Consider the following 15,470-nt stretch of genomic DNA (forward strand, 5'->3'; position numbering starts at 1 on the left):
ATTCCTCTTAACTATGTGAAATCTCTTTTAAGCCACTTCCCTGCTGATCATTAACTTCTTCAAATTCTTCATCTGAATATTTAGTAAGACTTATGCCGCATAAGCCATAAACAAGCTCAAGCACAATCATGGTGATGTTGAAAAACATGAATGGGATAATAGCGATAAGCGGGACACCCAACGTTGCAGCGATAAACGTACCGTTCAGGCTCCACGGCACCATCATGCTCAAACAATCAGTGAAGTTACTGACTGCGCGTGAGGCGTTTTCTGGGCGGTAACGAAATTTTTTATATAAAGGTGCCATCAGAGTGGCATTCATAATCATTGAAAAATAATTCGCTGCTACAAGTGATGAACACACCGCACATCCGGCAAATGTTGACGTAATTAATCCGACGCGTGAATGAATTACGTTGCTCATCGAATCAATGATTTTTCCCAGGATACCGCTGCCTTTGAGAATGCCGCCCATGCCTAATGCAGCAACAACGACGCCTATCAACTCCAGCATGCTGGAAATGCCACCGCGGTTGAGGATGGGATCAAGAAATTTATTGCCTGTTTCTATGCTGACACCGGTGGCGAGAAAATTACCGACCTCAGAAAATGAATGGCCCTGGTAGAATACGGATATAAACGATCCGACGAAACAGCCAACCATAATTGCGGCTACAGCCGATTGTTTACAGGCCAGTAAACCAATAACAACAGCCAGAGGTATGAGTGTAATCCAGCCGATATTGAAGGTACTCGCAAGTGACGACAGCATGTTATTGGTTGCCTGAACATCCATTGAAGCATCAGAAAAATAGAAACCTACAACTGTGTACAGTGCTGCCGATATGATAACGCCAGGAACCGCAACGCTTACCATGTGTTTTAAATGTTTCATTAATGGCACGCCAGCGATAGTGGAAGTCAGCAGCGGCGTATCTGCCACTGGCGAAACCAGATTTCCTACACATGAGCCTGATACGACTGCCCCGGCAACAATGCCTGGTGAAATACCCATTCCCATGCCAATCCCCATCATAGCGACACCAACCGTACTGACGGTTCCCCAGTTTGTACCCAGTGGCAGAGAAATGAGCATGGAGATCAGGAAAGCAACTACCAGAAAATATTTAGGAGAAATTAATTCTAAACCCCAGTAAATGAGTGTTGGGACCGTACCCGCACTGATCCAGACGGCTATCATGCAACCAATAGCCAACAACAGGGCAAATAATCCTGCACCGACTTTAATCATTTCATATACGTCTTTCTCAATCTCTTTAGGGGAATAACCTAACTTCCACGCAAAAGGGACCAGAATAAGCCATGAGAAAAACAATGTCGTTACAATAGGAATGCCGAGTAAACTCATTGATGCCACAATGAATAAGATCAATATTACGATAGTCATCAACGCGAAATTCAGTGATGGCTGTTTTTTAGGCTGCGCCTTTATATCCTCTGCTATTTCCATCGTCTTGGCCCTTCATTTGAGTAGGTTAATATGTCCAAATCAATGAGACATAAGCGGTCGTAACGCCAATATATGCATTTTTTTTGATGATTATTCATGGCGGCTTCATGCCAGTTCCAGGTAATGAATTACATTTTTGAAATACTCATAATGTTGATATGAATTGATAATCGCTACTTTTTATAAGCGATAACCTCGATCTCAACCTTTGCATTTTTCGGCAATTTTGCAGCTTCTATACACGACCTGGCGGGCGCTGCTGAGCCTGAAAAGTACGAACTATATACCTCATTGAATTCAGCGAAGTCAGCTATATCAGCAAGAAAACACGTAGTTTTAAGCACGGTACTAAGCGATGCTCCACTCTTTTCAAGGACTGCTTTGACGTTTTCAAGCGATTGTATTGTCTGTTCTTTGATACCACCTTCCGGGAACAGCATGGTTTCAGGTATCAGTGGTAGTTGCCCTGAAGTAAATACCAGATCACCGAACATAATCCCCTGCGAATAGGGACCTATAGCTTCAGGAGCATTTGAGGTGGCAATAGCTTCTTTTTGATTCATTATGTGTTCTCACTGTTATTAAGTTTAAATTCACGCAGGTATTTATAAACTGCATTTTTTGAAATACTTAACTTCTCTGCCACAATATTTGCCGACTCTTTAAGTTCAAATATTCCGCTTTCATAGAGATTGTAAACAATAGCGCGAGTACGCAATTTTTTATTAATTCTTTGATCATTATCAACCTCACTTATCGCTCTGCAGGTTGATTCATTAATTAGCTCTTGAGGATTTGAACTGAAATTTTCAGGTAGTAATCCATTGAGTATATGGTCAGGCATTAACGTTTTAACCAGTTCAGGAAAGGGAACTGAAACGTTAATATTCACACAAAAAAGACCGATAGGTTTTTGACTTTCACCTGCTACTACACAAGTTGTCGATTTAAGTAATTTACCTTCTCTGTTGCGCGTGAAATAGCTGCGAGAATTCACCTCACCCGTCTGATTAAACTGCCTGAGCATTTTCAAACCCATATCAGTGATCGGCGAGCCCACCTCACGATTGGTATGGTGCCCATTTACGATCTTCACCACCGAAGCATCAAGACTTTCAAATGAGTGCAATACCACTTCACAGTGAGATCCAATAAGGTCTGCGACCATGTCAGCAAGCCGAAAGTAGGATGTCATGTGTTCATGATCCTTTTCGGTAAAAGCCATACTGCGCTGTATCTCGTTGTCATCAATATTCATAAATAACCATAAAATGGATTTTATTTGATTTTATGGATTATAAATAACACACAAAAAAGCAACATAAACATACTTAAAACTTATGACACCAATCACATCATTTTTAATAAAGACATTAAAATCAATTATTTATATAATTTTGGTTAAAACTTATCGTTTTAAAAGTGGACTTTTGTTTACTTTGTCTATGTCAAAAATTCCCCTTTTGTTCACCTTGGGAGAAGGCGTCGGACTGATTTACAGGGTTGATGAATGAAGTGGGCACAGTGAGAAATAACAAAGAGCGTTGGGAAGAGCTTTGTTGGAGAACCTCGAAAAGGTACGCCGGAGGGAAAAAGGGCACCATCAGGTACCCTTCAATTTATCCAGCAATCACGCGAGCTCTGTTTTAGCGGGCAGGAAGATAGCCATAAGCCCAACCAAGGGCAGGAAGGCGCAGATTTTGAAAACAGTAGCAATGCCAGCGTAATCAGCCACGACGCCAAGGCCTGCTGCGCCTAGGCCGCCCATGCCGAAAGCGAAGCCGAAGAACAAGCCGGAGATCATTCCAATCCGTCCTGGCACCAGTTCCTGTGCAAATACCAGAATTGCCGAAAACGCAGAAGACAGTACCAGACCGATAATGATGGAAAAAAGACATGTCATTTCGAGGTTCAGCCAGGGTAATGCCAGGCTGAATGGAGCAGTTCCCAGGATTGAACACCAGATAACTTTTTTACGTCCAAAGCGATCACCAATCGGCCCGCCGATGACCGTTCCTGCAGCAGCGGCGAAAAGAAAAGCAAATAGATATAGCTGTGCGCTCTGAACAGACAGTCCAAATTTCTCGATTAGATAAAATGTGTAGTAACTGCTGAGGCTGGCTGTATAAACAAATTTAGAAAAGATCAGTACCAGTAGTACGCTGATGCCGATGATCACTTTTCTACGTGGAAGAGAGGACACAGCCCGAGCTGTTATCGACTTAGATGCAGCTGCATGCTGTGCAGCGTACCAGCGGCTCACCTGTAACAGAATGACTATCGCCAGCATGGCGGCCAGCACAAACCATGCGACATGTCCTCTTCCATAAGGGGCGACAACCACCGCTGCCAGCAGTGGACCTAAAGCACTTCCCAGGTTACCACCAACCTGGAAAAGCGATTGTGCCAGCCCGTGCCTGCCGCCCGACGCCATTCTGGCCACACGAGAGGATTCAGGATGGAAAACAGATGATCCTGTTCCCACTAATGCTGCGGCAATCAACAGCGCCGGGTACGACTCAGCCAAAGCCAGCATCACTAAGCCCAGTAAAGTGAAACCCATACCCACCGGCAGCGAACGTGGCTGCGGATGTTTATCGGTAAACATCCCAATTAGTGGCTGGAATAAAGATGATGTCACCTGAAAAGTTAAAGTGATCAATCCAATTTGCACAAAGCTCAGTGAGAATTCTGGTTGTAGCAACGGGTAAAGCGCCAGAATCAGCGACTGGATCATATCGTTAAGAAGGTGTGCAGCGCTAATAGCACCCAATACACCAAATGATGTGCGAGGCAAAGCCAATGATTTTGCCGTGACAGACTTGTTGTAACTCATTTTTTAACCCCAAAAAATATTATCTGAACCCTGATTTCCGAAAAATAAAACGCAGAAAGCCCGGCATATGCCGGGCCTTTATCTGGCTGTAATGACTTATAAAATGTTGCCCGCGGCATACCGTTAGTCGGACCCTTTTTTGGACATGATCGCAAATACCAGATTCACCGCGACTAATACGATTGCTCCAAGCAATACGAATGCCAACTTGAGCCCCGTAAAATGCGCGGCATAACCAATCAGCGCTGGCCCCATTAATACGCCCAGGTATCCCAGGATACTGGCTGATGCAATGGCAAGCGAAGCTGGCATAGATTTTTGTCTGCCTGCAAGAGAGAACAGCACCGGCACAACGTTACCTGCAGCAAATCCGGCCAGAGCCATCGAAGCGAGTACTGCATAGAAGGACTGCACTTCAGCGGTGAGGAAAATGCCTGCAGCAGTGATAAGAACACCTGACAGAAGCATAGTTTTCTCGCCAAGCAGTGTAACGATGCGGTCACCAACAAAGCGGCTTAGAGCCATTGCTATCGCGAATACCACATATCCGATACCTGAAACATTCGCCGCGACCTGCTTAACCTGAATCAGCAAAATTGCGCCCCAGTCCAGCATCGCACCCTCCGCCAGGAAGATGATCATTGCCAGCACGCCAATTGCAACCACCTTACCGCGTGGAATGACGAACAACGGATGTTCTTCTTCTGAACGGGTATTCAGGAAGCCACGTGCAGCGAGTGATATACATACAAGGATCAGTGCTGCCGCCATTGCTGCCGCAAAGACGATATGCAGGCCTGTAGCAATCAGGAGGGTGACGAAGCTCGCGCCCGCCAGGCCACCAATACTGTAAAATCCATGGAAGCCAGACATTAAAGGCTTGCCAGCTGCATTTTGCACTTCAGTGCCATGGATATTGGCAGCTACGTCAATCGCACCGATTGAGCATCCGAACAGCAGTAAAGTCAGTCCCAGGGTCAACGGGGTCGAAACATGCGCCAGCAATGGCAACGCAATAATCAGGCCCAGCGCTCCTGCAATAATGATCTTTTTACTGCCGATTTTTCCTGCAAGTCCACCTGCAGTAGGCATGCCAATTACAGCGCCTAACCCCAGACAAAGTAATACCGTACCCAGCATCGCTGAATCTGCATTAATACGTTGCTGCGCAAACGGAACCAAAGGTGCCCAGCATGAGAGGCCAAATCCCGCGATGAAAAATGCTATACGCGTTGACCACTTCGCTCTGCTTAAATTAAGCTGCTTTTGCTCAGCTCCGGATGAAACGGCCGACTTCTGGCCGTTCCATGAAACATCTGACTGACTCATAATTTAATTACCCATGATTAAAATTCTTTCGTATAAGTATGATACTCATGGATGCATTGGTGTGATTCATCTATAATGACCAAATATGTCGATAACACGCCACATTGTTAAAAACCCAGATGATGCAGAGTCCGCAGTTGTTGGCCAGTCGGAAAGTTCGGCGCCCTATACCAGCGATTTGCATAGCCATCAGCGTCATCAACTGATTTTTGCTACCCGTGGGGTGGTACATATGGTGACGTCTGAAGGAGAGTGGATACTGCCTACCAGCCGAGCTTTATGGATTAGTGGCGGCACAAAACATGCATTAACGGTTAAGCGGCCATCGCACATCAGCATCTTGTATATAAAATCTGAAATTAATCCGTTCCCTGACTCAGAACGCTGCCGGGTTGTTGAGGTTTCGCCTTTAGTACGTGAACTGATATCCGCCTGCGCTAATCATCCATGGGATTACAAACCAGACTCGCCTGAGTCACGTCTGGCAAATGTGTTAATTGATCAGATCAGATTGCTGAGTAATTCCCCCCTTGATCTTATGATGCCTACAGATGAGCGAGCCCTGCGTGTGGTAGATATTCTTAAGCGCGACCCAGGCAACCGCTCCACATTACATGAACTGGCAAGAGAGGCTGGTGCCAGCGGTCGAACGATTGAACGTCTGTTCACGCGAGATACTCACATGTCATTTGGTGCGTGGCGGCTTCGCCATCGAATGCTGTATGCCGTTGAAAGGCTCGCTTATGGTGAAAACGTTACCCGGGTAGCACTGGAAGCCGGTTACGAATCTTCATCGAGTTTTATCGCGTCCTTCCGCTCTATGTTTGGCACCACGCCTTCGCGCTATTTTGGTTAAATGAAAGCGGTTAAGCGCGCCTGATTAGCCATAAAAAGAACGGTACCCCGACTAACGCAGCAACCAGACCAGCCGGAAGCTGAAAAGGAAAAATGAGCATTCTTCCTAACCAGTCTGACCCAACCATTAGGGCGCTACCGGCTACGGCAGATATTACCAGTTGAGCTGATGCACTTCGGTAACCGAGCGCCCGTGCTGTATGGGGGGCCATTAAGCCAACAAAGCTGAGTGGTCCGACTATGAAAGTGGAGGTTGCAGTGAGAACTGCAGCAACACACATTATGGATAGCCTGCTTGCTGTTAGTGGCATGCCTGCTGATCTGGCTATCGACTCGCCTAACGGCAGCAGCGTAAGCCACCTTCTTAATAAAGGGGTAATAAGACCCAGCGCAGCGGCAACAGCTAAAGCTGACCACGCTTTTGACGCTGAAATACCATATGTCGATCCCGCAAACCAGGTAAGTAGTGTCGATACACGTGGATCACCGCCAGCCAGCATTAACATTAACAACGCCATAAAAGCTGCATTCAGTGCCATACCTGCCAGCATCATCCTTTGAGCAGAAAAATTACGGTAACCAGCAAGGGTTGTAACGGTGAATAAGGTGATGACAGACCCGAGGCAACCCGCAGGTAAAAGCCAGCCGCTCAGATCTCCGGGAACGAGCATAATAACTATCACCAGACCTGCCGCAGCCCCTGTGCTCACACCGACAACTTCCGGACTGGCTATTGGATTACCGGTTAAACGCTGGATCAGGCAGCCAGCAAGACCAAGCATTGCTCCTGCAGCTAACGCGGCAACGACACGTGGAAGCCTGAAATCCAAGGTTGCTTGTTTAGACCATTGCCAGCCTGAACTGTATTGCCCTAAATACAAAGCAAGCGTTATCAGAAGAAGCAGTACAGTTATCCCGACAGCAAGCCCGGTGCTTAATTTTCTTTTCTTCTCAGGAAAATCACCCGTAACGGCCGTCTTTGACTGCATGTTTTCTCTCAGGCGTGGTAATAACCATAATAGCGCCGGCGCACCAAGAAGAGCCGTAACGGTGCCGGTCGGCACTTCTCGCCAGATTAGCGACAACAGAATGACCGCTTGATCTGAAATAAATAAAAGCAGTGCACCGACGAAAGGCGCAGCAACAATCAAATGGTTCAAGCGTCGCGCACCGAATAAGCGTGCAATAAGTGGGGAAAACAATCCGATAAAACCAATGATCCCCGAGGTTGTAACCATTGCCGCAGTAAGACAAACAGCGATGAATAAAGAAACGAAGCGCACAGCATGCAGGCGCAGACCAAGATTCCGGGAAATGGAATCGTCCATGCCGAGTAGCGTAAGAGGCCTCATCAACAGGAAAGACAGTAGGAAAAACATCAGCAATTGCGGCATAAGTTTGACTACATTTCCCCAGCCGTTTTGTGTCAGTGATCCCGTGCCCCATAAAAGCACACTCTGCAGTCTCTCATGAAAGTAGAGCCCGATAAGCTGAGAGACAGCGCTACAATAGAGTGTCATGACGAGCCCCACCAGAATGAGTGATACCGGCGAAAGCCTTTTACCTCGAATGACGATGGCCACCAAAATTCCCATGGCCATGGCACCATAAAGCGCACCTGAATAGGGGGTAATTAGTTGACCACCCCACAATGTGGCGAGCGTCATTCCAAGTTGAGCACCGTTCGCAACTCCCAATGTGGAGGGTTCAGCCAGCGGGTTTTGTAGCACCTGCTGAAACAAAAGCCCAGCCAGGCCGAGGCCTGCGCCAGTGAGTAACGACATGACTATTCGAGGTAACAGGGTATCGTGAAAGAGAACCTGTGAAATCACGTTGTTATCAGGGGCGATCAGTCCCGAAAGCCAGACATGCACCGGTAACACATTGCTGAGGTTAAACCCTGCCAGCAACAACGCTACAGCCAGGGATAATGAGATGATGCTTATACGCTGGGTTTTCATATTTTGTTCAGAAGACTTTTGAGAAGATGGCAGAAGCGCAAAGCAGTAAGCGGTCCTCCGTAGTACCAGAGCCCAGGCACCCTATGAAATTGTCCGGAGCGAACAAATGGCATAGCTTTCCAGAGTGCAGTTGAGGCCAACTCATTCATGACGGCTTCATCGTTTTGCTCTGTAAAACAAATAACATCGGTATGAACTATCGAAGCAAGTCGCTCAATACTGACAACCGCGCTTCCCCAGAAGTTGGTTTCGCCCTGCCATCCCCCCGGAATCTCTGCCCCTGTCATAACATCCATAAAAAGGCTGTTTTCGCCAAAAACCAGCGCATGTCTTGCGTCAACCAACGCCATGAAAAGCAGAGGACGCTTGATTTTGTCTGCTGCGGCCAGGCGTAATGATGCTATGTCCCGTTCCAGCCAGGCCAGCACTTCACGTGCAGTCTTTTCTTTACCGATTTTTGCAGCCAGAGACAGCAGCGCAGTGCAGGTAGTTGAAAGCGGATGACCATTTTTATCACTGAATGCAATGGCCATCGATGGGGCGATAGCGTCGTAGAGTGTTGGCGGTGGGCCATACCCTTCTGCATAAACGATCAGAGCCGGCTTGAGTGCAGCCATCAGTTCGAGGTTAGGCTCGGTACGTAAACCCAGCTCAGTCACATCTTCTGACAACACCGGCTGCTGAACGAGGGACCGGTAATTGGCAGCTTCAGCCACAGCAAGTGGCATTACACCTAAGGTAAGTAACATCTCCAATGGTAGCCACTCTGTAGCCACAATTCCTGAATCTGTGTGCGGTGAACTGGTTACCATTTGAGCGTCGACAAATGGAGAGAACATTGTCGTAACAGCGAGCATACGCAGCATATGACGCCGGCCAGGATCAATTGAAGTGGATATTACTTTTTTACTGGACATAACTGACCGGGTGCCCTTTACTCGGGTGCAAGAAAGTTCCCATCAATATTCCATAGATCCCTTTCAAAACTTCAGTCTGCATAAGTTCATGTGGAGCGCCCTGTGCAATAATTCCTCCTTTTCTGAGGGCAACAAGGTGGTGACAATAGCGAGCCGCCATATTGATATCATGCAGCACCGCGATGACGGTTACTCCCTTAGCGGATGACAATTGCCTGAGCAATGTAAGCACTTCTATTTGATGACCCACATCAAGCGCAGAGGTAGGTTCATCAAGTAAAAGACAACGCGTATCCTGTGCAATAGCCATTGCAATCCATGCTCGCTGCCGTTCACCCCCTGACAGGGAGTCCACATATCGATCAGAGAGGTTGTTCAACCCTGCTGCAGTTAAAGCGTCATTAACTATAGCCCGGTCTGTCGCTTTAAAACGGCCCAGAGCTCCATGCCAGGGGTAGCGACCAAGAGATACTATCTCATATACAGTCATACCCTCAGCTGCGGGTAGCTGTTGCGGGACATAAGCTACCTGACGAGCAAAATCGGAGGATGACCAGGACTCCAGAGGTTTCCCGTTTAGCAGTAGCATTCCTGAGGTTGGCTTATGATGGCGGCCTAACAACTTAAGCAGGGTCGATTTGCCGGACCCATTGTGACCAATAAGACCTGTGAACGCCCCCACAGGAAATGACAATCTTGAACCATGAAAAAGTGGTTTTCCTGATATAGAAAACTCAGCGTCGCAAACATTAAAACAAGCAGAAGACATTCGACACATTTCCATTTAAATCATTGTGGATTATCAGCCTCCCTTCAACTTTGTGTGAGGGGATCGCATATCCGGAATGGTTTTTAAAGGCAGGATATGGGCATACCCTCTTCCGAAATCACATGTTCCTAATCACACTCGTCGGAATAAAGTAGAACGAATGGAGAATGATTATAAGAATGGTTTTTATTTACCGAGTGGAGTGGATTTTCGATCTATTTAACTAATGAAGTTACCCACAAATCCCAACTTATACTGTAATCAATTAATTATTATACAGATAACGCTATTGCGACAATGTATGTAGATAACACGACAATGAATGTGTTGCATTAAACTTGGCTTAAACCAACTTAATCCCAATAGGACACGGCCAGAACAAAATTAATTCTATGTGTACTGCCCCTCAACATCGCTTAAGCGACAATGTATAGCTTTAAGACGACTAATTGCATGGCTGAAAAAAAATATTAATAATCATAAATTCAATTAGTTACCACATAGAGTTGGTAAATATATAATTTTGAACATTAACTCTGAGATGTTGAATATAAACAGGAGGCGGCTTATTATCTGCCATTCACCGTGCAGGTGAACTCTCAGTTCGGCACATATTTTCAGAGAAACCGTCAGGTTCTTAACTATAAATAGCTAATTGAGATGAATTCATACACAACTCTCTTCAAATACACATACCCGATCCGGGGATGTCTACACACTTTAGTTCCCAGGCAAGAATAATTTCTGCAGTTGCACACTTAATTTTGATACGAATCGAGACAGAGATGATTTTCTTTCACATCTGTTAAAGATTTTATCTTCAAATCTTTTATTCACATCCTAGTTATGTGTCAGTTTTTAATGCTTAGCATGTAACTAACAGGATAATAACTTAAATATTTATAGAGTATAAAATGACAGAACTTAATTTGAATTATAACCATTACGAAAATAATAAAAGCAAAAAAATCATTATAAGCGGCGCAGGTATCGCTGGTTCAACTCTAGCCTTCTGGCTAAGCAAAATGGGACATAAAGTTACTGTGGTTGAACGTGCCCAGACTATGCGTCTATCAGGTCAAACCGTTGATATTAGAGATGAGGGATGTGAGGTAGTATCCCGTATGGGAATAATGGATGAAATTCATAGCCTAATGACGCGTGAAGAAGGTTTGCGATTCGTAGATAGCAGTAATCAGATACAGGCTGAATACCCTAGCGCGGGTGGAAAAAAATCGTTCGTTACCGACATTGAGATTCTGAGAGCTGATCTGTCAAAGCTTCTTATGAGAAAAACAGAAGATAATGTTGAATATGTTTTTGGTGATAACATTACAGATATCAGTGAAAACAAGAACGGAGTTGACGTAAGTTTTGAACACTCTCAAATTAGATCTTTTGATTTGTTATTGATTGCAGAGGGAATGAGGTCTCGTACCCGTAAAATTGTATTTGGTGAGGTCCCTGTAAAACATATCGGACTTTATACTGCATATTTTGCTATACCCTATGAGCCTCAAGATGGAACCTGGGTACGCTGGAGCAATTGCCAAGGGGGCAAATCAATTTTACTACGCCCTGATCAAGGAAAAACGACTCGCGCTTATCTCTATGTTCGTAGCGACGAGCGAGGTATAGATCTTAAGGGACGATCAGCAGTCAATGATTTTATCAAACGTAAGTTCAAAGATGATAATTGGGAAGCTCCACGTATTCTTGCGGAACTTAACAAATCAGATGACATCTTCTTTGAAGATCTTGGTCAAATAAAAATGCCGGCTTGGTCTAAAGGTCGTGTTGCTGTTGTTGGTGATGCTGCTTACTGTGCTACACCTGTAAGCGGAATGGGAACAACACTTGCAATCGTAGGTGCTTACATCCTTGCTCAGGAATTGAATCGAAATAGTAATTATCAAATGGCGTTCGAAATTTATGAAAACAGGATGCGGCCTTATGCTGAAAAAGCTCAAAAGATTAATCCCTGGACAATAAGGTTGGAACAACCCTCTACTCGTTTAGGAATTAGCTTTTTTTATAAATGGAAGCGTTTAGAAAGGACTTCAATAATGCAATTTTTTATGAGACCTTTCACACCCAAACCGGAACCTGAAACTTTCCTTGATTGAATTGATAAAAATAGTAATAAAATCAATTTCACCAAAAAAAGAATGATTTAAAGTTAATAGCAGCACCTGCATAAGGTGTTGCTGACATGCCCCATGATTAGATACAGCGCTCACTTAGTAATGTCAGATCCTTGACCCTGAGCCCGAATATGTTCCATGCATAATCAGGAATAACCGGCTTCAGGTTGGTTGCTTATTCTGGCAACCGGAAGATTTTTAATACATGACCGTATAACGTTTTGAAGGCGCGAGTCGGTAAATAGAATCATGAACAAATGACTGGCTTGGCTAAGGATTTTTTACTAAGCGAACAGGTGCATACTACAACGTGGAGCGTAAAAGGGATGGCTTGAGAAAATGTAAGGCTCATTTTGATGGGCGGCATCAATGGCAATCGCTGGAAGGGGGTAAGTAAATCTAACGAAACTTGAGGTTTTGTTGACAGATGCGACAATGATTGCAATTATTTACGCCAACGAGAAAAGGGCATCAGCTCGAACTGATACCCTTTCTTGAAGATTTTTATGTTCAATGTTGGATGATGCATCTGTCAATGCAGTCACCGTTGCTTTGAACACCATCTTCGTTTAGACACCCGTTAGAGATCTCACTTCTAACCAGTGTGCTTCGATGTATGGTGCCCGGACGCGGAATCGAACCACGGACACGGGGATTTTCAATCCCCTGCTCTACCGACTGAGCTATCCGGGCAACGGGGCGCATTAAACCCTAATGGCTTATCGTCGTCAACGGCTTTCGTCAAAAAAGCGCTGCAATCGTGATTGATTGCTTGCTTTTCAGACAAGATGGATAAAAAGGCTACGCCAGCGCACCATTTTTGCGGCACAGCGCGATGCCGAGTACATCTTCCGCCAGGCGGCGCGCCGTCGCCACATCCTGTACGTTACGTTTCACCAGCAGTTTGCTCAGGCAACCTTCCAGAATCAGCTCCATCTGATCGGCCACCATGGTGGGATTATCCAGCGCTAAATCGACCAGAATTTCATGGGTGAATTGCCAGGAACTGCGCTTTTGCTGTTCTGCTAACTGATGCACCGGCTGATCGGGTTGCGGATAGAAACTGCAGGCGGCGATAAACAGGCAGCCGGGAAAGCGGCCTTTGCTGACGTGTTCACTCAGCACTTCGTAGCGGGCTAACAGCTTTTGTTCCGCGCTGAGATGTTCATTGAGCTGCACCTGGCGACGCCAGCTGTCAATCTGCTGGCCGTGATAGCGCAGTGCGTCGTACAGCAAGGCATCACGATCGGGCCAGAAACGCGTCAGCTGTTCGGCTTCAAGACCGGTTTCGCCAGCCAGTTGGCTCAGGGAAGTGGTGGCGGCCAGACCGCTCTGTTCGAGCACATTCAACGCATGCTCGAGTATTTGTTCACGTTGCAAGTGACTCTCCTCTGGAATGCGGGCCCGCTCGCGGACGCGCGGGCAGTGTTCTGCTGACAGTGTCGTTTAACGTGACACATTCTGCAAATGCGCACGGAAATCGGCGGCGTTGAGGAAGCCGGTGACGCGCGAATCAGGGATCTCTTTGCCATGCGCATCGAAGAACAGAATGGTCGGCAAACCTAAAACCTGCAGATGCTGTAACAGCGCGTTGTCCTGCGCGTTATTGGCGGTGACATTGGCTTGCAGCAATTGCACCTGACTTAATGCGTTACGCACACCTTCATCGCTGAAGGTGTATTTCTCGAACTCTTTGCAGGCCACACACCAGTCGGCGTAGAGATCGATCATGGTGATACGGCCTTGCGCCTGCTGCAGCGCGCTGTCGAGCTGCTCGCTGCTGGTGATGGTTTGGAACGGCAGATGCGCCACGGCTTGCGCGCTGTTGCTGCTGCCAAACGCCCAATCCTGTAACGGGCGAGCACTCACTATCGCGGCGGCGAGCATGATGATTTGCAGCACACGCCATTTACCGCTGGCGCGCAGGCTAAGGCTGAATGCCCAGGCAAAAAACGCCACGCCGAGCAGGCTCCACAAACGGATGCCCCACAGATCGCCAATCACGCGTTCCAGCAGGAATACCGGCAGCGCCAGAATCACAAAGCCAAAACCTTCTTTGACGATTTGCATCCACGGTCCGCTTTTTGGCAGCAGTTTGTTGCCAAACAGGGTCACGGCAATCAGCGGCAGGCCCATGCCGAAGGCATACAGCCACAGCGTGCCGGCGCCGGCCCACAGATTACCGCTCTGCGCGATATACAGCAGAATGGCGCTGAGTGGTGCAGTGGTGCAGGGCGAGCAGATTAATCCGGCCAATGCACCCATCATAAATACGCCGGGCAGCGATCCACCTTGCTGGCGATTGCTCCACAGCGTGAGTCGCGTTTGCAGGCTGGCAGGCAATTGCAGCGAGAACAGGTCAAACATCGACAGCGCCAGCACGATAAATAGTGCCGACAAGCCCATTAACACGTAAGGATGCTGCAGCGCCGCCTGGAAGCGTAATCCCGCCGCGGCGACCACCATGCCGAGCACGGTGTACGTCAATGCCATACCTTGCACATACACCATCGCCAGCGCGAACAATCGCCCCATCGAATAGCGGCGCGGGCCACCTAAAATGATGCTGGAGATCAGCGGATACATCGGCAATACGCACGGCGTGAAAGCGACGCCAATACCAATCAGCAGCGCCCACAGCGGTGAAAACGGCAGCGGCGTGCTGTTTCTAGCGGGCTGCGCGCTGACTGCGGGCGCATCCTGATTGGCGGCAACCGCGCTCAGCGGTACGGCGCGGGTTTCAGGCGGATAGCAGAAACCGGCGGCGGCGCAGCCTTGATAGGTGACGGTAATGCTCGCGCCAGCATCGGCCTGACTCAGCGTGATCGGCAGTTGCAGATCCTGCGGATAGATTTCACTTTTGCCGTAGAACTCATCTTCATGCGGCTGGCCCGGCGGCAGCGTGAGTGGAGCAATTTGCGCTTTTTGCGGCGTAACGTGGATTTGCTGGCGATAGAGATAGTAGCCATCCTTCACTTTCCAGCTGAGCGTCAACTGATTGCCCTGCTGCGAGAAATCGAAGCCAAAAGCCTGATCAACCGGCACAAAACGGCTGTTGTTGTTCGGGGAGAAGAGTGAGGCTTGTGCCGAAAGGCAGAAAACCAGCGCCAGGCAAAAGCCGGCAAGGCGAAAGAGTCGTGCAGCCATAGCGAATAAATGAGCTCCGGTGGCGAATAGGCCGCGATAAT

12 protein-coding genes and 1 tRNA gene are annotated in these 15,470 nt (G+C 47.3%); 2 read left to right on the forward strand and 11 right to left on the reverse strand.

Features of this window, described 5'->3' with window-relative positions; translation table 11 throughout:
• Positions 1–7 precede the first annotated feature (7 nt).
• The 5 genes from AC6I8A_RS02550 to AC6I8A_RS02570 form a co-directional block, all read right to left on the reverse strand.
• A complete protein-coding gene (locus AC6I8A_RS02550; RefSeq protein WP_497817997.1) occupies positions 8–1,471 on the reverse strand; it encodes a Na+/H+ antiporter NhaC family protein in 1,464 nt (487 codons plus the stop codon).
• A gap of 173 nt (positions 1,472–1,644) precedes the next feature.
• Positions 1,645–2,034, reverse strand: a complete 390-nt coding sequence (locus AC6I8A_RS02555; RefSeq protein ID WP_497817998.1) for a RidA family protein — start codon at positions 2,032–2,034, stop codon at positions 1,645–1,647.
• The gene (locus AC6I8A_RS02560; RefSeq protein ID WP_058959220.1) at positions 2,034–2,729 is read right to left on the reverse strand and encodes a helix-turn-helix transcriptional regulator; all 696 of its coding nucleotides are present in this window, start codon (positions 2,727–2,729) and stop codon (positions 2,034–2,036) included. Before AC6I8A_RS02560 ends, AC6I8A_RS02555 begins: the two co-directional genes overlap by 1 nt.
• Positions 2,730–3,101: 372 nt before the next feature.
• The gene (locus AC6I8A_RS02565) at positions 3,102–4,307 is read right to left on the reverse strand and encodes an MFS transporter (RefSeq protein ID WP_497817999.1); all 1,206 of its coding nucleotides are present in this window, start codon (positions 4,305–4,307) and stop codon (positions 3,102–3,104) included.
• A gap of 123 nt (positions 4,308–4,430) precedes the next feature.
• The gene (locus AC6I8A_RS02570; protein WP_497818000.1) at positions 4,431–5,636 is read right to left on the reverse strand and encodes an MFS transporter; all 1,206 of its coding nucleotides are present in this window, start codon (positions 5,634–5,636) and stop codon (positions 4,431–4,433) included.
• Between the two features lie 85 nt (positions 5,637–5,721).
• Here AC6I8A_RS02570 and AC6I8A_RS02575 point away from each other — a divergent pair, with 85 nt between their 5' ends.
• Entirely contained in the window at positions 5,722–6,492 is a 771-nt protein-coding gene (locus tag AC6I8A_RS02575) for an AraC family ligand binding domain-containing protein (protein WP_497818001.1), read from the forward strand.
• A 10-nt stretch (positions 6,493–6,502) separates the two neighbouring features.
• On the opposite strand, the gene fhuB is transcribed toward AC6I8A_RS02575, so the two are convergent.
• From fhuB to AC6I8A_RS02590, 3 genes are read right to left on the reverse strand one after another with little or no spacing between them, the layout of a single operon-like run.
• Positions 6,503–8,452, reverse strand: coding sequence for a Fe(3+)-hydroxamate ABC transporter permease FhuB (gene fhuB, locus AC6I8A_RS02580; RefSeq protein WP_497818002.1), 1,950 nt, complete (start codon positions 8,450–8,452; stop codon positions 6,503–6,505).
• The gene (fhuD, locus tag AC6I8A_RS02585; RefSeq protein ID WP_497818003.1) at positions 8,449–9,369 is read right to left on the reverse strand and encodes a Fe(3+)-hydroxamate ABC transporter substrate-binding protein FhuD; all 921 of its coding nucleotides are present in this window, start codon (positions 9,367–9,369) and stop codon (positions 8,449–8,451) included. The genes fhuB and fhuD overlap by 4 nt, the downstream gene beginning before the upstream one ends.
• Positions 9,359–10,138 carry an ATP-binding cassette domain-containing protein gene (locus AC6I8A_RS02590; protein WP_374754028.1) on the reverse strand — a complete coding sequence of 260 codons (780 nt, stop codon included), beginning with the start codon at positions 10,136–10,138 and terminating at the stop codon, positions 9,359–9,361. Before AC6I8A_RS02590 ends, fhuD begins: the two co-directional genes overlap by 11 nt.
• Before the next feature lie 914 nt (positions 10,139–11,052).
• Between AC6I8A_RS02590 and AC6I8A_RS02595 the strand changes: the two genes are divergently transcribed.
• Complete coding sequence (locus AC6I8A_RS02595; RefSeq protein WP_497818004.1) at positions 11,053–12,264, forward strand: FAD-dependent monooxygenase; 1,212 nt, start codon at positions 11,053–11,055, stop codon at positions 12,262–12,264.
• Between the two features lie 635 nt (positions 12,265–12,899).
• On the opposite strand, the gene AC6I8A_RS02600 is transcribed toward AC6I8A_RS02595, so the two are convergent.
• The 3 genes from AC6I8A_RS02600 to AC6I8A_RS02610 form a co-directional block, all read right to left on the reverse strand.
• Positions 12,900–12,975 (reverse strand) — tRNA-Phe (locus tag AC6I8A_RS02600).
• Between the two features lie 108 nt (positions 12,976–13,083).
• Entirely contained in the window at positions 13,084–13,662 is a 579-nt protein-coding gene (gene dicD / locus AC6I8A_RS02605; RefSeq protein ID WP_008104431.1) for a division control transcriptional repressor DicD, read from the reverse strand.
• A gap of 66 nt (positions 13,663–13,728) precedes the next feature.
• Positions 13,729–15,429 carry a protein-disulfide reductase DsbD gene (locus AC6I8A_RS02610; protein WP_497818005.1) on the reverse strand — a complete coding sequence of 567 codons (1,701 nt, stop codon included), beginning with the start codon at positions 15,427–15,429 and terminating at the stop codon, positions 13,729–13,731.
• Between the last annotated feature and the right edge of the window lie 41 nt (positions 15,430–15,470).

It is taken from the genome of Pantoea sp. X-Soil-ISGK-275 (genome assembly GCF_059730795.1).

Excerpts from the sequence above, each read along its gene's own strand:
- AC6I8A_RS02550 (WP_497817997.1), bottom strand. The coding sequence starts at position 1,471 with ATGGAAATAGCAGAGGATATAAAGGCGCAGCCTAAAAAACAGCCATCA.
- AC6I8A_RS02555 (WP_497817998.1), bottom strand. The coding sequence starts at position 2,034 with ATGAATCAAAAAGAAGCTATTGCCACCTCAAATGCTCCTGAAGCTATA.
- AC6I8A_RS02560 (WP_058959220.1), bottom strand. The coding sequence starts at position 2,729 with ATGAATATTGATGACAACGAGATACAGCGCAGTATGGCTTTTACCGAA.
- AC6I8A_RS02565 (WP_497817999.1), bottom strand. The coding sequence starts at position 4,307 with ATGAGTTACAACAAGTCTGTCACGGCAAAATCATTGGCTTTGCCTCGC.
- AC6I8A_RS02570 (WP_497818000.1), bottom strand. The coding sequence starts at position 5,636 with ATGAGTCAGTCAGATGTTTCATGGAACGGCCAGAAGTCGGCCGTTTCA.
- AC6I8A_RS02575 (WP_497818001.1), top strand. The coding sequence starts at position 5,722 with ATGTCGATAACACGCCACATTGTTAAAAACCCAGATGATGCAGAGTCC.
- fhuB (WP_497818002.1), bottom strand. The coding sequence starts at position 8,452 with ATGAAAACCCAGCGTATAAGCATCATCTCATTATCCCTGGCTGTAGCG.
- fhuD (WP_497818003.1), bottom strand. The coding sequence starts at position 9,369 with ATGTCCAGTAAAAAAGTAATATCCACTTCAATTGATCCTGGCCGGCGT.
- AC6I8A_RS02590 (WP_374754028.1), bottom strand. The coding sequence starts at position 10,138 with ATGTCTTCTGCTTGTTTTAATGTTTGCGACGCTGAGTTTTCTATATCA.
- AC6I8A_RS02595 (WP_497818004.1), top strand. The coding sequence starts at position 11,053 with ATGACAGAACTTAATTTGAATTATAACCATTACGAAAATAATAAAAGC.
- AC6I8A_RS02610 (WP_497818005.1), bottom strand. The coding sequence starts at position 15,429 with ATGGCTGCACGACTCTTTCGCCTTGCCGGCTTTTGCCTGGCGCTGGTT.